Raw genomic sequence first — 21,678 nt, forward strand, 5'->3', positions numbered from 1 at the left:
ATCTTAATCTGTCTGCCTAAGTTCTTCAATAGTAACATTTAATGCATCTGCATACTTTTTCAGGATTTCTGTATCCAGTTTAAGAAACCCGGATGGTTTCAGATGACGTTTTACTTTCCAACGGCTCAACCCTACATAGGAAGCCAGAAGACGAACATCCATCTGGTTTTTTTCCATATGGTAGGCGAGCGGGCTCAATCTTCCCTGATCGACAAGTTCTTTCACACGGGCTATCCTTTTATGAATGTTGTCCCAGGCTTGTTGCATCACAATGTTCTTGGGTTCCCATCCTACGCTTCCCACTGTGATGTATTTCCCATTCTCATCCAAAACATAACAAGGTTCCCGGAATTTTCCTTCCAGCATATTAGCATCATCCTGAGGTACCTCATTCTTCTTCATTCAGCTCGCTTTTAAAGCTTAGTCGTTTTTTACAAAGATCTTCATTTCACATTCTGCCAGCAATTCACCTTCCTGGGTTATCTGACCACGTATTAATGTTGCCATAAGTATTTCATTTTCAATGTTGATTCGGGTTTTTATCACAGAACCAACGGCAGGCAACTTATATATGTGAAGATTCTTTATTGAGCCTATCATTCCAAGTGGAACCTCTTTCTTCTCAATCATGTGCATAATTCCACCCCTCACTGCAAGAGTCTGGGCTATATTTTCAATCAATCCCGGTTCCCTTAAAAAACCATCTCTAACAAAGATATTATCCTCTTCGATAACAAAATTGGTTTCAGTTGAAACCTCATCAGACGCTAATACCTTTCCAACCATCACAAAAGGAGGCTTCTGGGGAATGAGAATGCTGATGTTCTTGTCTGAAACTTCCTGAATATCCATGAATCAACTGAGGTAGATTATTCAACTGTCAGCTTTGCCGATTTCTTTCCAAACTGATTGCATTTGGCGGATACTTTGATCTCATCTCCCGGTTTCAGATTTTCCAGGACAAATTCAATGGTTTCCTGTTGAACATCGGCTTGTTTTTCCGGAGTTTTCACAGCAACCTGCTCTCCGTTAACTTCTACTATGATCTCATCAATATAATGTTTTTCAACATCTTTAACCTTATGGATCACTGTCACTTCCAATACACCGGTATTCTTGTTAAGCTTTAATTCAACCTTTTTTGGAGCGGTGGCAAATACCATTATCCCTATCAGGAAGAAAGCCATTAAAAAAACTAATCTTTTCATCTCAATAATTTTTATTCAAAATATGTTAAATACACTACCAATCCTGCATGAAGCAGGGCTGAAATAAATGTAAGGATACCAAAGAGCCTGTGGATCCTGAACTTTACACGAATGACCCTTAAACCCATCAGAATGGTCAGGGTAAGTAAAACCAGGGTGAGTATCCCTAAGGGTATAACAAAAATATACAGGTCCATGTTTAAACAACTTTAAGTAATGCGTATGTATAAGAAAAACGTGCGCTTTCCGGTACCATAAGAAGGACATCCATTCCCTTTTCAAGCTTTCCGCTATTAAACAGTTCTTCAAGCATCAGGAATACCGAGGCTGATCCCACATTTCCCACTCTGGTAAGGTTGGTAAACCATTTTTCTGATGGTATTTCCAAACCAAATTTCCGCATCTCTTCATGTATCCTTGGTCTGAAGTACTCTGAAGAAAAATGCGGAAGGAAAAAATTCACATTAGCCAGATCATAACCGTGTTTATCCAATACTTCTTTAAAGAACATGGTTCCTTTGGGTACTATGTTGGATGATAGGAGTTTAACATCTTGCTTGAAGGAGAAAAGAGCCCTTTCGAGCCAATCATTCGGTTCGTAATCCAGCCAGCTCGTCATATCACCATTATCAGTCTTTTCACCTCCTGAGTACATGCAGGTTTCCAGTTCATTAGCAAAAGACTTATTCTCCATCCACTCTATCCTGAGAGAAATCCTGTTTTCTGCGGGTTTATTCTGCAGCAAAGCAGCACCAGCTCCATCCGATAACATCCATCTTAAAAAATCCTTTTCAAAAGCGATTATTGGATTCTTTTTTAGTTCCTTTAGTTTTGCCGTTTCGTTTTCGAAATTTTTAGAAAGCATAAAGGGAGATAATCTCTCGGATCCTGTGCAAACGGCATTATCTGAGCTTCCGCATTTTACCGAAAGGTAGGCAAATTTCATGGCCTGAATACCGGCGTTACAGGCCCCCGAAGAGGAAAGAATCTCAACAGGCGGGCAATTTAAAAGTCCATGTACCATGCTGGTATGGGATGGCAGCAATTGATCGGGTGATGTTGTTCCGCACGACAAAAGATCAACATCTTCGAGGTTAAAGCCATTGCCAAACAAACCCCGGATAGCTTCCACGGTAATTTCGGTATTGGAATGAGTTGGACGCCCCTGGCGGTCCAAAGCATAATATCGGACTTTTATTCCATTGTTTCTTAATACCAAACCTTTTCCTTTGGATGCTTCATTGTCGATCATCCCAAGGAAATCTTCCATGTGATCATTGGAAACACCCTCGTTGGGTAAAAATTTCGATAGTCTCGTTATGTAAACCTCATTCATCATATTCATTCCCGCTTGAGTGGGGCAAAGATATAAATTGTCCTTTATTTATTCCTCCTTTTTCGTCATGAGCTTATAGTAACGGATGTTACGTTTTATCTTCCTGAAAGCAAAGATCCAGGTCAGGTAAAAAATTAGCGAAGCTATAGGTGATACAAGATAAATCACCGTAAAGAGATAAATCCTGAATAAGCTTAACCTGAATTTGCGTGCCGGATCACCTGCTTTTCCCTTTTTCAATACAAAACGTGCCCAGGCCCCGAAAATATGGATGGCTTTTTTCTCTATGCTCATCAGATCGGGAATGATTCTTACTGCACCTTTGCTAACCAGTTCCCGTTGCATCCCTTTGTATTCACCCTGTCTCAAATAGGGAAGAATGATCTCTCCGAAGCGGTCGGATTCCCGTATGTCCTTTTCAGATACGCCTGCCGGAGGAAAGATGCCAAAACGTTCTTTCCTTGCTGTATAAATCCAGTGGACTATCGTAATAACGCTGACAAGATTCTGATGCCTGTCCTGTAATACGATGTTTCCAACATGCTTTCCCCCCAATTCCTGTATCCGGGATTTCACCTTTTCATGAGCCATGATCCACATATTCCGAACGCCAAGGAGAGTAATTACAGGCTTATCGTGAATAATTTCGCGGGCCTTATCACTCATAAGGAAAGACCAGAATGGAATGGAGGGCGATAGAAACCAGACCTGATAAGCCAGGATAACCAGATCGTATTTTTTTGTGGGATCAATCCTGAGTGGTCTGATTTCACAAGGAATTCCCTGCACAGATTCGGGAAAAGCATCAAAAAAGGACTCCTGCGACCAGGGAAAGGGATAGGGGTTGGCTTCGCGAATGGGAAAAAAGTCTGCTTTTACCTCATCTTCAGGAAAAGCGGATAACACCCTGTCAGCGATTTCCTTTAGCTGCCCCGATTGCGTGAAAAAAATAACAAGGATGTGTTTCATAGCTCCTTCTATTTACCGTATCAAATATTCCCAAAGTGGTCCTTTTTTATTCTTCTTACGCATCTTTTCCATCACCTTTTCGTGGTCTTCATCCGGGAATACCCAGCGTCTGCCTGTTTGTGCGGCTCTCCCTTTCAGATCCTCAAGATGAACACCCGGAGCTATATAATACCGGGGCTCAAGCAACTCTTCCTCCCTGCTCATCAAACCCTCTTTTATAGCTGACTCATGAAGTGGTGTTCCCGGATAGATACGCATACCAACAAATGGAAAGAAAACACTATTATTAATCCTTTTGGAGTTTTCAAATGTCTCTGAAAGCGATTTTTCCGTTTCACCAATTCCTCCCAGGATAAGAAAATGAGCAAAATAAATATCCAGTTCATTGCACCAGGCCGAAGCACGGATTACCTCTTCGGCACTGAACTCTTTTCCATAAGATTTAAGAGTAATATCACTCAATGCTTCCGTTCCAAACTCGATGTGAGTCAGTCCGGCTCTTTTCATCAGAGCCAGAAAATCGCGCTCAAGGTGGGTTATGGTAAAATAAGCCCCCCATCGGATCCTGAGATCTTTACGGATCAGAAGTTCTGCAAGTTCCCTGTTAAATCGGTTGTTTATATTAAAAACCGAATCCGTAAAAAACACATAATCAATGTTGCTTTCCTTTCGAAGGCGTTCCAGTGTTTCGACAATCTGCCCCGGATCAAGAGTTCTTACATGCCTGCCCTCAATAAGCGGATACGTGCAATAAACACAGCGGAAAGGACATCCTCGCTTCGTCTGGATATTGAGCATCCCGCTGTGATGCCAGTAATAACCCAGCAGATCCGGATCAAAATTCAATTCAAGGCTTCGTACATACTTCTTTCGGGGATTAATCCTAACTCCTTTTCCATCATTAAACACCAAACCTTCTATGGCCTTAATATCCATGCCTTCCTCCAAACCGGAAATAAGCTTATACATGCTTTCTTCCCCTTCCCCGATAATCCCATAGTCAGGACCTAACTCCCGGAAAAAAAGCTCCGGAAAAATAGAAAAGGCAGATCCTCCAATGATGATCATTGCATTTCCGCTTTTTCTCGAAACTTCAACCAGTTCACGGTAACCGCCTGCAAAACTTTCTCTGGAAGTAGAATCCACATCATCGGCATTTCTGAGCGAAATACCAATATATCCGGGCTGGAAGTCGTCTATGTATTCCTGCAATTCCATAGGAGAGGCTAAGTTCATATCGAAAACCCTGATGTCAAAATCCTGTAGGTTCTTCTTCAGATATGTGTGAATATAGGCAATTCCCAAAGGATAAACCGGGTAGGGCACTTTAAAACGGTTGGCAGAAATAAGCAGTATCTTTTTGCTCATGCGTCGATCCCCCAGAAATCATGAAAATTAAACCAGTGCTCCGGATAAGCTTTCACCTTTTCTTCCAGGCATTTAACGTAATCTTCAAGAATGATTTTTGCCGAATCATGCTTTCCTTCCGTTTTCTGCCGGGAATATACTTTGGGCTTGCTGGCAAAAAAATGATAATGTTTCCAGCTTTCCTTCATGGCATATACAAAGCTGACAGGAAAACCTGACTTTAGCGCTATTTGAAAGGGTCCTGCAGGAAAAGATGCTACAGCACCGAGGAAGGAAACATCAATACTTCTGCTGCCTTTCATGAAACGATCCCCGTGCATTACAACGAGCCCCCTGGTTTGCAGAGCGTTATGAATTGCAATGATATGAGAGAGGTCATTCTTCAGTGGAATAATTTCAAATGTTTTTTCCTTGAGTACATTATCAAGTAGATCCTTTATTTTCCTGTGCTCTTCATCATACATCACAATATATATCTTCAATGGCAACCTTTGTAATAATTGTGAAGCAATTTCCCAATTTCCCATATGCGCACCGATAAGCATCCCACCATCTTTCATGCCTTCAATGTAATGCTCACCGTCAAAATCAAAGGTAAAGCGTTTTTTCAGCCCACCCAGAACAACAACTTTGTCGATCAGCACCTGTCCGAAATTATAATACAACCGATAAATGGCCATCATTGAGCGGAAAGCCGAATAGCCAAGCCTTTCACGAAAATAATAGCGGAGATACTTTTTCCTGGAAAAGAACCAGTAATAGAGGGCTACAAAGTATAAAAGTACATATGCAGGAACAGTACCAAATCTTTTTATGGTAAAAATGAAGATTGCGTAACCTGCAACCCCTCCGCGGGTTTTACCTTTCCAGGAGGACATGTGCAAAAAATTGAGGAATATGCATCAAGCCGCAACTACGTTCACCCTGCTTTCCAGGAAATTATAGAAATCCTCCAGGGTTTTAACGTCTGCCATATCTTCACCTTTGAGCTTTATGCCGAAAGTATTGTCGACGATGACTACAATGTCTACAAAATCCAGTGAGTCAATGCCAATATCTTTCCAGGTAGCTTCCGGCCGGATCAACTCAGGCTCGATTTCAAATTCTTCTACTAAAAAGGCATTTACCTTATCAATTACTTCTTCTTTCTTCATCGTTTAGGAGTAATAATCTTATAATAGCTTAAGTTTTCTTCAGATAGCACAAAATTATTAATATTTATAAAACAACGCTCAATTATTGGATTTTTTTCAGAATAACTGCTGAATTTGTGCCTCCGAAACCAAATGAATTCGAAAGAAATATGTTGATTTCCTTATCGGTTTTTTGACTAATGATATTCAAATGCTGGGAAAACTCATCCGGATTCCGGAAATTGATATTCGGTGCTATAAAAGAATTTTGCATCATTATCAGCGAATAAATGATCTCACTGGCACCGCCCATCCACATTTCATGACCTGTCATGGATTTCGTTGAGCTTATTGGTGGTTTAATATCACCGAAGACTTCCCGGATGGCTTTAGCTTCGTTCATATCACCAACCGGAGTTGAAGTAGCATGGGCGTTGATATAATCTATTTCTTCCCGTTTCACTCCTGAATCCTTGATAGCCATTTGCATAGCTCTAATAGGACCGCTAACCGTAGGTACGGAAATATGCACACCATCGGATGAAAATCCGTAGCCAATAACTTCGGCAATAATGGGAGCTCCTCTTTTCACGGCATGTTCATAACTTTCCAGAACGAGGGTGGCACCACCTCCACTGGGGACAAGTCCGTCGCGATCGCGGTCGAAAGGTCTGGATGCTTTGGTTGGTTCTGAATCGTTAACTGAAAATGCGCTGAGCGCATCAAAGCTTCCCATGGAATAGATATTTACCTCCTGCCCGCCACCGGCGATAATGCAATCCTGATAACCGTTCTTTATCAGGATATAAGCCATTCCAACGGCATGAGATCCACTGGCACAGGCAGCGCTGATGGTATAATTGACACCCTTGATCTTGAAAATCACAGAAAAATTCATGGTTATGGTGGAGTTCATCGACTGGAATATAGCTCCGGAACCCATCATTTGTGTATTCTTCTTTTCGCGGACAATATCAATTGATTCGATAACCGGAGTGGAAGAACTGTCATTGCCATAAATGAGGCCAATCTCATTCTTTTCCAGGAATTCCAGGTCCATGCGGGCCATTTCAAGCGCTTCACGGGTCGCCATATAGGCATATTCGCCCTGTTCAGCCATGCATACACGGGTCCTCCTGTCAAGTAATCCCTTTAGCTGTGGGCGTTCTATGATGCCGGTAAGAGCTGATCTGTACCCGAACTGCTTTCTGAGAGGATCAATGCCAATACCCGACTTTCCCGTCTTCAGAGATTCCTTCACCTCCTCAATATTCTTCCCAATGGTTGAATAAACGCCGAAACCCGTTACAACTACTCGATTCATATATATGTTCGTTTTTCAATTAAGTATATAAACCTCCATTAACAGAAATAACCTGACCTGTAATATACGAAGATTTTTCTGAGGCTATAAAGGCCACCAATGCTGCAACCTCTTCAGGTGTCCCGAAGCGGTTTACCGGGATTAGTGACTTCAGTTGTTTCTCATCCAGGTCCCTGGTCATGTCGGTACGAATATATCCCGGGGCAACAGCGTTGACTGTAACACCCTTGCGCCCAACCTCCTGAGCGAGTGCCTTCGTTGCTCCTATCAAACCTGCTTTGGCAGCAGAATAGTTTGATTGCCCGGGCAAGCCTTTCAGTCCCGAAAGTGAAACCACATTTATGATCCTGCCATACTTGTTTACAAGCATGTCCTGAATCAATAACTGAGTCACATTGTAAAAACTGCCCAGATTTGTTGCCATCACATGATCCCATTCTTCCGGTTTCATCCAAACCATCAGGGCATCTTGTCTGATTCCGGCATTATTGACCAATACTTCAATATATTCTTCAGGATGCTGTTCCTTCCAGGATTTAAGTGCAACAGAAACCTGTTCCCTATCCGAGACATCAAAAGGCATTAATGTGGCTTCTCCACCGCTTTCCTGAATCAGTTGCATAGTAACATCGGCTTCATCCCTATTCGACCGGAAATTTATGATCACATGGTAGCCCATAGCAGCAAGGCTCTGGCTTATCGCCCGGCCTATACCCCGTGAACCTCCTGTGACTAATGCGTATTTCATAATTACTATTTCTTTCTCCGGCTCCTAAGAAACCGAAATACAATGATTAATCAGATAATCCCTGATGATCTCAATTTCCCTATATTTTGTGGTGTCTTTTTCAAATTTTGGGACAAGGGCCCTCAATTCAGAGTAGTATTTCCTGGAAACCGGGGACAATCCCTGGTCATTACCCAGATAATCCACAGCCTGGATAAGAGCCATCAACTGAATCGACAAGACCTGAAAAGCATTCTCAATTACGCGGCTGGTGAGCAAAGCAGCGTTTGTGCCCATACTGACAATATCCTGGTTGTCATTGTTATTGGGGATACTATGCACATACATAGAGTTTGAGAGAGTCTGATTTTCAGCAACCGTGGATGTAGCAGTAAACTGAACGCCCTGCATACCAAGGTTCAGCCCCAGTCGTCCGAGATTAACAAAAGGCGGCCATTTTTCATTCAGCTTATCGTTCATAAAATAATTTAGCTGCCTTTCGGAAAGCATGGATAAACGTGTGACCGCCATCCTGAGTTTGTCCATTTCCAGAGAGATATAATCCCCGTGAAAATTTCCTCCGTGAAAAACATTGCCGATGCCGTCATCGATCACGGGATTGTCATTCACAGAATTAAACTCATCGGTAACTACTTTTCCGGCATTTTGTATGGTATCGTGCACAGGACCCAGGATTTGAGGCACACAGCGGATGGAATAGTACTCCTGGACTTTATCGTCGAGGAGGTTTTTCTTCTTGCATCCGTTAAAAAGATGATCGGCCCGGCTTCTTATCAGGGCACTGCCGGCAGTAAACTTTCTGATCATACCGGCTATATATTGCTGCCCGGGATGCTTCTTATAACTGTTTAGCTCTTCTGAGAAATGATCGTCGTAAGATTCCACCAACTCATTGATAAGGGATGATGCCCATACCGACCAGCGCAGGAGTTTCCGGGCACGAGCCACGTTTACCGCTCCAATGCCAGTCATTACAGATGTACCGTTGATCAAGGCAAGGCCTTCCCGAATATGCATCGAAACCGGTGTAAGTCCCAGTTCCGCAAATACTTCATGCACCGGCATTCTTTTCCCTCGCCAGGAAACATCCCCTTCCCCAATCAATGCCAAAGCCATATGGGATAACTGGACAAGGTCCCCACTGGCACCTACACCCCCATGTTCCGGTATTACCGGATATATTTCATGATTTAGAAATTCACAAATTAAGACGGGAACCTCGGGATGAATGCCCGAATGTGCCTGCAATAATGAATTCAGGCGGGCAAGCAGACCTGCCCTGATATAAATATCCTGAATGGGAGCGCCTGCACCGGATGCATGGCTTCTAATCAAATTGTATTGTAAGGCAATCTGATCTTCTTCCTCAATCCTGTACCTGGCCATGGGACCAAACCCTGTGTTGATCCCGTATATGATCTTGTCGCTTGCAAAGGAAAGCAGGAAAGAATGGTTCTCCTCCACTCTCCTTAAAGCTTCCGGATCAATTTCAATTTTCTCATTTTCGAGTACGATCTTCCGGATAACCTCATCCGTAAGTAACTCTCCTCCAATACTTATCATGATGGTCAACTAAATCAATTTGCGACCCGGGTTAATGGCTAAAAAAGAATCCGCTAATTTACTACTTTTTTTGAATCCTAACTACGTTCTCCAATCTCCGATCATCGATCATCGATCATCGATTCTACTCTCTTCTTCCCATAAATATTATAATGTAGTAAAATAATGTTGCCAGCGAAGCCAGTGCAGCCACCACATAAGTGTAAGCGGCCCAGCGAAGTGCGTCCTGTGCCTTTGGATGAGTTTGAGCATTGGTGATACCACTTGTGTTTAACCAGGCCAATGCACGGCGGCTTGCATCTATCTCAACAGGTAAAGTAATAAGACTGAATAGCGTTGTAAATCCGAACAGGATTATCCCTGCCAGCAGTATTTGCGGCATGGTTTGCACCAGAATGATCCCGGCCAGCAAGACCCACTGAACCCATTTGGAAGTGAAGCTAACTATAGGAACCAGAGCCGACCGCATCTTCAGAAAGCTATATGCCCTGGCATGCTGCACCGCATGGCCGCATTCGTGCGCGGCTACCGCAGCGGATGCAACACTCCTGCCGCTGTATACCTCCGGACTGAGATTTACCGTCTTCTTTAAAGGATTATAATGATCGGATAAGGAGCCCGGAACGGATTCTACCCTAACGTCATATATACCATTGTCGTGAAGCATTTTCCGGGCAACCTCTTCTCCGGTCATACCATAATTTATCGGAATCTTTGAGTACGCCTTGAATTTCGCCCGCAATTGCTGGCCAACCAGCCAGCTCAATAACATGAAAACACCAAAAATGATCCAAATTCCTGCCATAGCTAATGATTATTAATTGTGTATCGTGGACGGTTATAAACAGGTTGCAGGGTGCAGGTTACAGGTTGCAGGCTGCAAACAAATATTAACCATTCCCGATACTCATGACTATTCAAATTTAAGGAGCATTATCAAAAACATTGCCAGTGTTTTCTAAACAAATAAAACGACATTTTGTCATTAAATATCTTAAAAATCTTTTCGGATTTAAGAACTTACTAATCAACAAATATGAAATTTATTTATTTACCTTAATACCAATATGTTATGTCATTTTTTCACACTTTCCTGCCAAATTTTTAGTAAACTGGCCTTGGAACAAAATTTGAAAAGAATGGGATGAATAATAACTAAAAATAAAGGAGGATTGAATTATGTTACCGGTAGTAAAATGGTACAATTCGTTACCAAAGACTGTTGATGAGTTTTTCGGCAGGGACTTCATGTCTGATATTTTGGGAGAAAAGACCGGTATCAGCGTTCCCGTCGTTAACATCAAGGAAGGGAAAGACGACTTCAAGATTGAAGTAGTCGCTCCCGGCCTTGAAAAAAAGGATTTCCAGATTGACCTTGATCAGAATGTGCTGACCATACGTTCACAGAAAGAAGAAAATCTGGAAGAAAAAGACAGCACATACATGAGAAGGGAATTTAGCTACAGCAGCTTCAGCAGGTCTTTCACCCTGCCTGAGATGGTTAAGGCAGAAGACATCAAAGCCAGCCATAAGGACGGAGTGCTTTACATAACCATTCCTAAAAAGGAGGAAGCGAAGCTGAAAGCTCCAAAGCAGATTAAAATTTCCTGATTTAAAAATTCATAAACACCTAAATTTAATAAAGCCGGCTCGGGTGAGCCGGCTTTCACTTTCCTACAAGACTACTACTAATCGATGCAAACCTTTTTCGTTATGGTTTGACTCTCTGTTTGTATTACCAGGATATATATACCAGATGCCAATGTCATGATTGGAATTCGCACCGCATTACCTGAGATGGATAAAAACTTCGTCAATTGCCCAAAATTATTCAGCAATCTGATGTTATTGATGCTTTCTTCTGATTGAATATAAATATACTCTTTAGCCGGGTTAGGATAAACCAAAACATTCCCCGCTGGATACATTGTTTCAATACCGGTTCCTTCAGCAGTAACTTTTACAGTTTCAATTACGTACCAACCATTTGGCCCATCATATGTCCAGCCAATATAAGTATCAGATCCTGTATATTCTGAGAGATCAATTTCATACCAGTCAAACCCATTCTCCGAAGTTACAATGCTTGCAAGTTCGCTAAATGAAGCTGTATCCGATGGGTCAGGCAAAGTTCCTATCACCATGGCAGGAAGTGGATCTCCATGGCTCATTCCAGCTTCAATATAAATCTTTTCTGCCATGGCAAGATCAATCTGGGGAGAGATCAGCCAGATATCACCCGTTGGCTGACCTCTATAAAGAACCATAGATTCCAGTGCCCAGTAAACTTCATTGGAACCGGAATAATAGCTGGTCCAACCGGAAGGAAGAGACCCCGACGTAAAGTCTTCATATAACAGGAAACTACTTGGATCATTTAAAGTTATGTCTATAACCAGATTTTCATTTGTAACCGTTAAGGTTCCTATTACGACTTCAAGTCCGGCTTTACTTATCCTGTAATCATAGCTATTTGGATAAGCAACAGGGAAATATGCCTGGCCTGAGGAATTTGTAAAATTCAAGGATTGTGCATCCATTTTCACTTCTGCGTTATTTACAGGAATCCCGTTATGGTCGAATACATTGAATGTTATTGAATATGGAATAAACCCTGAAGCCTGCACATCCACCATTTGTGATTGAATTACCTCTTTGTTGAGATCATCCTGAATAAAAACAATTAAAGAAAGGTCTACTGGTTCTTCCATAAAAGTCTGGTTCATATCGCAAGTTCCTGAAATTTCAACGGGAACACCTTCAATTATCTCCCCAAGTGTTGTTCCATTTGCATCAGGGATCATTGATAACATGACATTATGAAACTCCGTTTCCCCGTTATTTCCGTAGTTTCCTATAGTAGTATTTTCTACGATACAAACATGGGCCTTTAATCCCGCACTATAATGGCCTACCGGATTTATTGTTGCCTCATAGCTAACGATGTAATTCTGATCTATCGATGCAGTAGCTTCAATGGTTAAAAGGGTAAGCTGTTCCGCATAGGTATCAAAGACTATCTGTGTAAAGCTTGCCCCATCATCCTGGTCACCATTCCCATAAAAATCAGGGACCCATGCCACTCCGTAGTACTCTTTCCTGACTCCTCCCTGCTCAGTATAATAAGGGTCTCCACCACTCGGCCAATCCATTTGATATTTTATCAAACTGTATTCACCCGGGTTATTCTCCAATATCTCATCAATGATTGGGTTTACCGAAGCGCACGGCCCACAAGTGGATGCTGTAAAGACTTCAAATAAAGGTTTCTTTATAACTGCACCTTCCACTACCTCCACAGATTTATATAGGGTATCATTAGAAGGATTTTCATCTCCGGCTAACAGTGTTATTACCCTGGCTGAATAGCTCCCTTCAACTGTTATCCACGGATCAAAACTCAAACTGATAGATTCGAGTGGTTCCAGACCGGAAACCCCAGCTATTGAGGTATACTGAGGAATTGAATTCTGCAAAACCTCAAAAGCCACATCAAAAGATATCGTTTCGGTTCCATAATTGGATATAACCGCACCTGGGATTACAGTATCGCCTGCTGGTATAAATCCCGGTATCATAATAACCGTTGAAGCAGCATCATAGGCATTGGATTCAGATAATAATACATCATCAATATACCAATAATCAAGATTATATGAATTACCTGTGAAGGTGAAGCAAAACTGGAAACTCGAGGATCCAACATCATCATTATCAATGAACATGGCAACCGTTTCCGGTCCGGCATTAGATGAAGGATTTACCATAGACCATGCTTCAGTCCAGGTAGTACCATCGCTTGTTGTTTCAATCAGGATTGAGTAATCACCTCCATAGTGATCAAGCAAGTGTTTGAATTCAAGTAAAAGTTTTGTCATACCAACTGTAGAAATGATTGGTGTTACAAACTTTGAGTTTCCTTCAAACATAGGGCTCCAGGAAAACACAGCTTCAGGGCTACTTCCTCCGGCATTGCTGGAATTCTCGGCAGACCAATTATCCTGACCATCTCCGACGATTGTCCAACCGGCTGGAGGAAAAGTCCCCCCTGAAAAATCCTCTTGTAAAAGGAATGTGGATGTCGCTCTGGTTTCATTAGCAAGAGCAGATGATTTAATATGCCCGGCTTCCCTTTTACCCATAAAAGTATGAGATTCATCCTGAGAATATGATTTCATACCCCCAGATGCCAGGAAAGCAGTAAATAAAACGAAAAATACAATTCTTTTCATAATGGTTTATTGATTTTGGTTAATATAAAGGATTCTCGCTATTCCGTGCTTTCAGTCTTCTTCATTCGCTCCTCTAACTGTTTCACAAGTTTTTCAAGTACATGGTTTTGCAATTGCTTTCTTTTAATTATGTCCGACAGATCTTCCGGTTTGTCAGTATTAGGTTCGATCCCGTTCCTGGGACTCAGATCTTCATTTCCTGAAATTGATTTCACTTGCTGTTAATTGTATGAACTCTATCATGGCAAACTTATAGAACCCTTAAAAAGAATGCTATTTTTCAACCTAACAATAACCTGATACAATTAAAAAAACACCTCTACTTCACCTGAGCAATCGCGATCGGATTTCAGCAGAAAGCTGAAAATGATGTCTTTAAGAAAAACGTTTACCCCAAATTGGGAAATAGGATCAAGGAGGACTATTATACTAATTGGATTAATCCCGATTTAGAAACTATTATATTTCATCTTAAGAGTGAAATCCAGAATAATCATGAAATGCTTCCTATCTCTGAATCGCAAAACATAAGAAGAAATTTAAATGATTGCGTGGATTAAAATGATGACAGGTAAGAAATCAGATTAACATCAGAATTTGCCAGGCCCATTTTCTTCCGGATACGATATCTTGCATTTTCAAGTGTAGTAATCTGTTGACCTGTAAGCCTAGAAATCTCCTTGGTTGTCATATTCAACCTTAAAAAAGCACAAATGCGTAGTTCTCCCGGTGTAAGAGTTGGAAATACCGCTGTTAGTCTGGAGTAAAAATCAATGTGTACCTGATTAAACCTTAAGTCGAACTCCTCGAGAATTTTATGCTCTGTTGCATTTTGAAACTCTCGTGCGATTCGGCGGATTACCAAACTGGTCTCATCACTTTGTGACTCCTTTTCAATTACCTGCAATTTTTGAGAAATATCCGAAAGCATTTCATTCTTTCTCATTAAAGAAAGTACATTAGTAGTGAGTTCCTTATTTTTAGATATTATCTCATTCCCCAGTTTCTCCTTTTCATATAAAGCTTTCTTCGACTTGATCCTGTGCCTTGTAGTAAGCACAATTACCAGAATAATGAGAGTGAAAAAAAGGCTGACAATAGTAATTTTATAATTGAAGTCCTTTTGCTGCCTTTTTAGTTTTACTTCCTGCTTTTCCTTCTCCATCTGAAATAACAATTCAAGTTGTGCAATTGTAGCTATACTTTTTTCTATTTGCAGGCTGTCATTAGCTTCATATTGCACATTCATGTATTTATAGGCATTTTCCATATCTTTCCCGGAATAATATAGCTCCTGTAGAACTTTAGCAGCTTCCCTTTTCAGTAAAGTAAGCTTATTCCGGGTTGCAATATTGAAAGCACTTTTAGCAAACCAAATACTTGAATCCTTCTTCCCGGTCAGGTTATAATAAGATGAATAGCTTAAATGGGTTTGACATATAAATGGCAAATTGTTTAATTCTGTGAATATTTCGCTTCCTTTTTTTAGATATTCTTTGCTAAGCCCATAATCATTTATGTCCATGTATAGCTCAGACAAATTCATGTAATTAACCCCTTCCCATAATCTTTGTCCTATGCTTTTATTAAGATTGACTGCTTCAAGGAGATATTTCTCAATATTTTCGATCTGATTCAACCTTCCATAATTGATGGCAATATTGTTAAGGCTACTGGAAATTCCCTCTTTATAATTAATACGGGTAGAAATTGATAAAGACTTCTGTTGATACTCCAATGATTTCTCATAATTCCCCTGGTCAAAAAATTGATTCCCAATATTTCGAAGCGCATCTGCGATGCCTTTTTGGTCATCTTGTTGAGTATAAAGTCTGAGCGATTCAAATAAATAACCGGAACTCTTTTCATAATCATTCAGATCAAGATATACTTTACCAAGTATCAACAAAGATTCTGCAAGAGAAGATTGAAAATCGTTTCTTTCTGAAAGGTTTTTTGCTTTTATAGCAAATTCGACCGACTTTTGAAAATTTGACTTAATGCGGTAAACCTCTGCCATGCGAAGCATTGAAGATACCAAACCTGCATCATAATTTAACACATCGGAATAATCATAAGCCCTTATTGCATAATCCAAGGCTTTCTCCGGATCATTATTAATATATTTATCTGTAAGCTCTATTAAAATTTCAGTCTTTTTAACAGTATCACCTGTAACCTCCAAAACAAGTTCCAGACTATCGATCACAATTAAGTTCTGACTTAAATGCTTTTTTACAGGAATCACTAACATAAAAACAAAAAAAATGGCAACAAGGATGAATGTTTTATCGCCATTTCCGAGTTTCTTTTGCGTCCATTCCCATTTTGGAATAAGAATTACCAAGAATAGTCCCGTAAAAAAGAATGCTCCTATCGCCAGCACACTAAAGCGCATACTATGCGTCATGGCTTCAATAAAACCAAAAGTGAACATACCGGCTGCCATAGCAAGTTTTTCCATTACATCAAAGAAACTAAAAAAAGAAGTATGATCGGTTGTCGAACGAGGTAGCATTTTCGAATAGGTGGAACGAGCCAGGGATTGCGTACCACCCATTACAATTCCAATGAAAAAAGCTGCAATCATAAATCCTGTCGCATTGGTAATAAAATAGGAACCTGCACAAATCAATATCCATATCACCAATGTAATAATCAAAGCAGGAAGGTTCCCGATTCGCCCCGATAATCGAGCAAAAAACCATGCACCGAAGATTCCGACCAGATTGATAACCAAAACTGTCGGGATCAGTATCTCATTTTTCAAGCCGATCTCTTTTACACCGAAGCTGGCAGCCATGAACATCACTGTCAACAGTCCCATCATGAAAAAGAAATAACCCGGAAGATAGATCCGTATAGCCCTGGATTGCCGGATCTCATGAAAAACTATGCGTAACTCACGATACCCGTTCAGAAAAGTACTCCCCTTTCTTTCCTTTTTACGGAATGTATATTTGGGAAGCCTTCTGAAAGTGATCTGGGAAAAGCCCAGCCACCAAACAAAGACTGAAATAAAGGAAATCCTGGCGGCAAAATCTGAACTTTCTCTTAATCCGAACCATCCGGGATGCATGATCATGATCAGGTTCAGAACCAACAGGATCACTCCACCAAGGTAACCCATTGAATACCCCTTTGCGCTGATACGGTCATGTTCAGAAGGATCAGCGATCACAGGAAGAAAAGAATTATAGAATACGATACTTCCAGCATATCCAAGGGTACCCAAACTCAGGAAAATAACACCCAGTTCAAGAGTATCTTTTGTGAAGAAAAATAACATCCCGCAACTAAGGGCTCCCATCCAGGTGAAGATCTTCATGAACATTTTTCTTCGGCCGGTATAATCTGCAATTGACGACAATAAGGGAGATAAAATAGCAAGCACCAGGTAAGCAGAAGCAATTGCCCATGAGTACAGAACGGTATTGATCACTTCCAGTCCGAAGAAATCAACAGTAAAACTCCCGTTGTTACTTGTGATCTCGTTGTAATAGGTCACAAATATCGTTGAACCTATAGTAAGCTGGTATACCGAATTGGCCCAGTCATATATGATCCAACCCCGGATGATCTTTTTATCTCCCCTCGGAACTACGGTGGAATGAACAACGGCAGATTCTTTCAATACTTTCCATTTGAAAAGTGAAAATAATAAAAATCTTATATCTGTGATTGGCCCTGATTGATATTCAATCCTTCGATCAGTGCTAAACTGAACTCCTCCTGCTTAAAGACAAAGTGGCCAGAATTCTCATATTTATTGTTATTTTTTTGAAAATTGTAACAATAAAGTCATGAACATTTTTTATCGGCTTAGTTTATTATTCAATATTTATGGTGTACTTCTTAAAAATAGATTTTTCTATAATCAATGGATAATACAATGAAACCCGCATGTTTTCCCAACGCAAACACAATAGTAACAAAATCAACTACATGTGGGTTTCATCATACCGTTGAAAATAATCTTTTAGTTCTTAAATCCATTGAAAATGATTTTCTGAACACTTCATCTTTTAGAGATAGGCGGCTAAAACCCTAAAATATTGTTACATTTTTAAAAAATGATACAAAGAATCCATTAAAGTTTGTTACTCATTATTAGCATTATGCAAAATTCGCAGTTAATATAACATATTTAAGTTATCTGAACTCAAGTAATAAATCGACCTAAAAATCAAAAACCCAAAATTATTCGAAAATGAAAAGGCTACTATTCATTAATTTGATTCTGCTTAATGCGGCATTTTTGCAGGCTCAGGATACAGGATCTTCTCTTCCTGAAAAGCAACGCAGGTTCCATGCCGGAATATCCTATTCATTCTTTTCCACTTCACTGGATATTACCAGTTTTTCAGCCCATTCCGTATGGTACGGAAAAGATCTCGGTACTTTTACAGCCGATGATGAAGAAATTGACCGGATCAATAATGTAAGATCTGATATCAACCAGCAGAATATGCTGACAATCCAGGTTGGAGCAATTTTACTAGATAAACCGGAAGGTCACTGGTTCATTGATGCTTCTCTTCTTCTGGGAGTGAGCGCCAACAATACTCAGACAGATCTGAACCAGCCTGAGCTGAATGAAATGACCACAAAATCGGGACTTGAAAACCCGGCAGGGGGTGTCTCTATTAATATTCGTTACGATTTAAATCCGCACTGGGGTATTACGGTTGTGCCTGAATTCTATTATTCATGGGGAGAAACAGATAATATCTCTGACAAAATAAATCCTATGACACACTTTTTTAATAATAATCTCACAGAAGACTTTTCCAATAGCTATGGCAGGATCGGTCTTTTAGCATCATACTCTGTAAAGCGCTTCACAGTTTCAGCAGGTCCAGGATTCTATTATGCACAAATGAAGAAATCATACAAAATTCAACGTTCCGATCCTGAAACAGGAAATGAATTCTATGATGAAATAAAATCAACACTGATTTCCAGATCCTTCATTGACGGTTGCCTTAAAGCCGACTGGACATTCATCAACCCGCTAACTCTTTCTGTGCAGGTTGCTGCAGGAAAAGACCTGATTATTAATACCGGAATAAGATATAACTTTTAAACTGACAAACCATGATACCTTATACCATGAAAATAAATAAATTAAGGGCATTAATTATAAGCACATTACTCCTCATATCATTGATTTCCAGGGCACAGTACGAATGCAACCTGAATCCCGATACGGTTTTCAAAGACAGTCACACCTACTGGTGGTCACATGACGAAACTGTACTCTATGGGTACCAGGGCGAAATATTCCTGATCACCCTGAAGGATCTGTATACAGGCAAGGTACCCTATGTCTATAAAATTGATCACCATGGATATCTCTCCGATTTTAAAATGTTACCCGATAATAAAAATTATTTCTTATTCGGGTATGAGGATGAGACAGATTATTATTCGGGAACACAGGGGAATTATATCGCATTTACATTCAATGGCCAATTCTGGTTTTATCAAAATTATAAGGATTGGAGTACCACTTTTCATCATACTGACGACAGTTACGATTGTTTCGCACGCTTCCCCACAGATGCTAATCTCCCTTATCGCACCTATTATGATAAAATCAGTGGTAAGCCGGTAGTAATCAAAAAGGGAGCATTTCAACATGATTCCACACTTTACTTCCTGGGCATCTACAACAAGTCGGGCGATCCTAATTACGGTAAATGGTGCTTTCAGAAATACAACTATGATAAGGCTAATGACAAGTTCATTTTCGAAAAGAACACACTGGTAGCGGATATGCCAGGTGACAGGCTAGGGGGTATGCTGCTCCATACGGATTCGACTGGAAACGTTAAAATGGTCGTCAATACATATCGGGATTCAGGCAATGATTGTTGGATTGGCTGGTTAATCCCAACAACTCCTCCTGGGGGCGAAACTACATTTGTATATGAAGCAGGAATCCCCATGGTGGCAACCCTAATAAACTCAAGAGCATCCACTCTTCTTAAAGGTACAGCCAAAGGGGGGCGCACCATTGACAATGTGGATATACCTACTGCCAGTGACCGTATGCTATTGTTTGGTTATGGAAACAGCAATACCAGCGTGATCAATTATAAAGAATATGAATTTTACAAGGACCAGATTTATGATATTGGTGAAGGGTCAATAATAATTCCTTCATCGATAAAGCCCGCTACATGGGATTCATATAATTTAGTGGGTGCAATAGAACTGGTGCCGAAAAAGTTCAACAATGTAGTTGGCAATGAAGCAAACGGATATATCCAAAGAAACTGGATCTATTACCCGGATGACAACGGAAGAGTTTGTGGTTTGGGATTTACATCCGACAGCTGGAAACCAATACCCGATTCAACGGTAATCAGCGATGATCTTTTCCTGGATGCCATATCGGATTCAACATACGGTCCAGAAGTTAGGAGCCTTTGGTCGCTGGCAGGTATAACCGACGGAGGTCCTCCTAGCTCGGTCAACTGGGAAACCTGGGATCAGCATCATACATCCACCATCAGACCGACAGAACTTACTATGTCAATTGAGGGAGAATATAGTTCCAGTGTTACTACCACTACCGAAGATCAGTTCACCGAAGGTATCGACCTTAATATACATAAAAAATACTGGGCCATGGATCTGGGTATGGATTTTGGTCAGGCATTCAAGAACACGGTCAGTTCCAGCCATTCCTGGACCAATACCCTCACAATACCTTTCGAATTAAATGAAGAATCACAGGAACATGGATATTATATTTATGTAGTGCCTACTATCACCAGGGAAACCTATAAACGATACCCCTGGTGGGATCCCGGATTTTTATACCCGATTCCGCAGAGTAAACAATACAGGTTTTCCACTAAATCAACATCTGTGATCTACCGGTCAAGAGAAATTGATCAATTTCCTTTTTATATTGACGAACCGAATGCTGCAAGCCTTAACGACTGGAAACTTGCTAACCGTGCTAATATCTACGAGGATGTGACGCATTCAGGTCTCCAGCCTATATGTAGTCCAAGTTGGAGTTCACCAAATCCCGGACAAACAGGAACATTTTTAACAGCCGCTGATACCTCATCATCCTTCGATACGAAAAAATCATATAAGGTGGATGCTAGCTTTACTGCGAAAAAACCTCATGTTTTTGAACTGGAGACATCGGTTGGATACGAAGTGAATTATGAAACTTCCACCGAAAATGAATGGAAGCTAAGTAAGGAGGTGGAAGTGTCGCTAAAAAATATGACAGAAAAGAGCCTGGGATTAAATTTCAATTCCTATGTTGTGCATGCCTATTGGTTTAAACCCGAAGATTACGACTGGTGGTTTTATGACAGCACCGGAACCGACCGGCCTTGGTATGTTGCATATTCTGTGAGCAACCTCACTGCTTCTGTTAACCTTATATCTCCTTTAGCCGGAGCAAAACCAGACAGCAATGGCATTTTATTCATTTGGGAAGCAACTGACATAGATCCTGCAGAATATGCCCTGTTTATATCAAAATCACCCTATGTAAGTCCATCAGGAACGGTATACCGGTTGAATACGGGCTTGAATACAAATTACTTTGTTGCCGATTTGCAATTCATCGAAAAAGAGGAAACATACTACTGGGCAGTTCGTGCCATCCATAAATCCGGAGATATTACCTGGTCGGAGTCCAGACCATTTGCTGCTGCTACTGATCCGGGAAGAAATAACAGTGAAAATGCCTTGAATATCATTCCTTACCCTAATCCAGGGACTGGTAACAATCTGCATATTATGGCCGAATCAAGGGAAAAA

19 protein-coding genes are annotated in these 21,678 nt (G+C 40.7%); 3 read left to right on the forward strand and 16 right to left on the reverse strand.

Translation table 11 applies throughout. From position 1 onward, the window contains the following. Window positions 1–3: 3 nt before the first annotated feature. The 13 genes from KKA81_13860 to KKA81_13920 all read right to left on the reverse strand — a co-directional run bounded on the left by KKA81_13860 (window position 4) and on the right by KKA81_13920 (window position 10,454). Window positions 4–402, reverse strand: a complete 399-nt coding sequence (locus tag KKA81_13860; protein ID MBU2652009.1) for a helix-turn-helix transcriptional regulator — start codon at window positions 400–402, stop codon at window positions 4–6. Between the two features lie 18 nt (window positions 403–420). Next, on the reverse strand, window positions 421–852 hold the full coding sequence (locus KKA81_13865; GenBank protein ID MBU2652010.1) for a 3-hydroxyacyl-ACP dehydratase: 432 nt from the start codon (window positions 850–852) through the stop codon (window positions 421–423). Window positions 853–869: 17 nt separating this feature from the next. Next, window positions 870–1,208, reverse strand: coding sequence for a hypothetical protein (locus KKA81_13870; GenBank protein ID MBU2652011.1), 339 nt, complete (start codon window positions 1,206–1,208; stop codon window positions 870–872). Window positions 1,209–1,219: 11 nt separating this feature from the next. Continuing rightward, window positions 1,220–1,405, reverse strand: coding sequence for a hypothetical protein (locus tag KKA81_13875; protein MBU2652012.1), 186 nt, complete (start codon window positions 1,403–1,405; stop codon window positions 1,220–1,222). Window positions 1,406–1,407: 2 nt separating this feature from the next. Further along, window positions 1,408–2,544 (reverse strand): beta-ketoacyl-ACP synthase III, encoded by a 1,137-nt coding sequence (locus KKA81_13880; protein MBU2652013.1) that lies wholly within the window; start codon window positions 2,542–2,544, stop codon window positions 1,408–1,410. Between the two features lie 48 nt (window positions 2,545–2,592). Further along, window positions 2,593–3,513, reverse strand: coding sequence for a dialkylresorcinol condensing enzyme DarA (locus KKA81_13885; GenBank protein MBU2652014.1), 921 nt, complete (start codon window positions 3,511–3,513; stop codon window positions 2,593–2,595). Window positions 3,514–3,525: 12 nt separating this feature from the next. Beyond that, window positions 3,526–4,881, reverse strand: a complete 1,356-nt coding sequence (locus KKA81_13890; protein MBU2652015.1) for a radical SAM protein — start codon at window positions 4,879–4,881, stop codon at window positions 3,526–3,528. Beyond that, the gene (locus KKA81_13895) at window positions 4,878–5,759 is read right to left on the reverse strand and encodes a lipid A biosynthesis acyltransferase (GenBank protein MBU2652016.1); all 882 of its coding nucleotides are present in this window, start codon (window positions 5,757–5,759) and stop codon (window positions 4,878–4,880) included. Before KKA81_13895 ends, KKA81_13890 begins: the two co-directional genes overlap by 4 nt. Before the next feature lie 24 nt (window positions 5,760–5,783). Then, complete coding sequence (locus KKA81_13900; protein MBU2652017.1) at window positions 5,784–6,035, reverse strand: acyl carrier protein; 252 nt, start codon at window positions 6,033–6,035, stop codon at window positions 5,784–5,786. An 82-nt stretch (window positions 6,036–6,117) separates the two neighbouring features. After that, window positions 6,118–7,338 (reverse strand): beta-ketoacyl-[acyl-carrier-protein] synthase family protein, encoded by a 1,221-nt coding sequence (locus KKA81_13905; GenBank protein MBU2652018.1) that lies wholly within the window; start codon window positions 7,336–7,338, stop codon window positions 6,118–6,120. A gap of 19 nt (window positions 7,339–7,357) precedes the next feature. Further along, complete coding sequence (fabG, locus tag KKA81_13910; GenBank protein MBU2652019.1) at window positions 7,358–8,086, reverse strand: 3-oxoacyl-ACP reductase FabG; 729 nt, start codon at window positions 8,084–8,086, stop codon at window positions 7,358–7,360. A 24-nt stretch (window positions 8,087–8,110) separates the two neighbouring features. Next, window positions 8,111–9,649, reverse strand: coding sequence for an aromatic amino acid ammonia-lyase (locus KKA81_13915; protein MBU2652020.1), 1,539 nt, complete (start codon window positions 9,647–9,649; stop codon window positions 8,111–8,113). A gap of 124 nt (window positions 9,650–9,773) precedes the next feature. After that, window positions 9,774–10,454, reverse strand: coding sequence for a zinc metallopeptidase (locus tag KKA81_13920; protein ID MBU2652021.1), 681 nt, complete (start codon window positions 10,452–10,454; stop codon window positions 9,774–9,776). 374 nt (window positions 10,455–10,828) lie between these two features. On the opposite strand from KKA81_13920, the gene KKA81_13925 reads away from it, so the two are divergent. Beyond that, window positions 10,829–11,260 (forward strand): Hsp20/alpha crystallin family protein, encoded by a 432-nt coding sequence (locus KKA81_13925; GenBank protein MBU2652022.1) that lies wholly within the window; start codon window positions 10,829–10,831, stop codon window positions 11,258–11,260. A gap of 77 nt (window positions 11,261–11,337) precedes the next feature. On the opposite strand, the gene KKA81_13930 is transcribed toward KKA81_13925, so the two are convergent. From KKA81_13930 to KKA81_13940, 3 genes are all read right to left on the reverse strand, one after another. Continuing rightward, on the reverse strand, window positions 11,338–13,881 hold the full coding sequence (locus tag KKA81_13930) for a T9SS type A sorting domain-containing protein (protein ID MBU2652023.1): 2,544 nt from the start codon (window positions 13,879–13,881) through the stop codon (window positions 11,338–11,340). 38 nt (window positions 13,882–13,919) lie between these two features. Then, window positions 13,920–14,096, reverse strand: coding sequence for a hypothetical protein (locus KKA81_13935; protein ID MBU2652024.1), 177 nt, complete (start codon window positions 14,094–14,096; stop codon window positions 13,920–13,922). 341 nt (window positions 14,097–14,437) lie between these two features. Continuing rightward, window positions 14,438–17,515 carry an MFS transporter gene (locus KKA81_13940; GenBank protein MBU2652025.1) on the reverse strand — a complete coding sequence of 1,026 codons (3,078 nt, stop codon included), beginning with the start codon at window positions 17,513–17,515 and terminating at the stop codon, window positions 14,438–14,440. 576 nt (window positions 17,516–18,091) lie between these two features. On the opposite strand from KKA81_13940, the gene KKA81_13945 reads away from it, so the two are divergent. Together KKA81_13945 and KKA81_13950 are read left to right on the forward strand one after the other, a co-directional pair. Continuing rightward, window positions 18,092–18,967, forward strand: a complete 876-nt coding sequence (locus KKA81_13945; GenBank protein ID MBU2652026.1) for an autotransporter domain-containing protein — start codon at window positions 18,092–18,094, stop codon at window positions 18,965–18,967. Between the two features lie 11 nt (window positions 18,968–18,978). Next, the coding region (locus KKA81_13950; protein ID MBU2652027.1) for a hypothetical protein at window positions 18,979–21,678 on the forward strand (2,700 nt) is incomplete at its 3' end.

Source organism: Bacteroidota bacterium, assembly GCA_018831055.1.
In the GTDB taxonomy this organism is placed as follows: Bacteria; Bacteroidota; Bacteroidia; order Bacteroidales; family B18-G4; genus M55B132.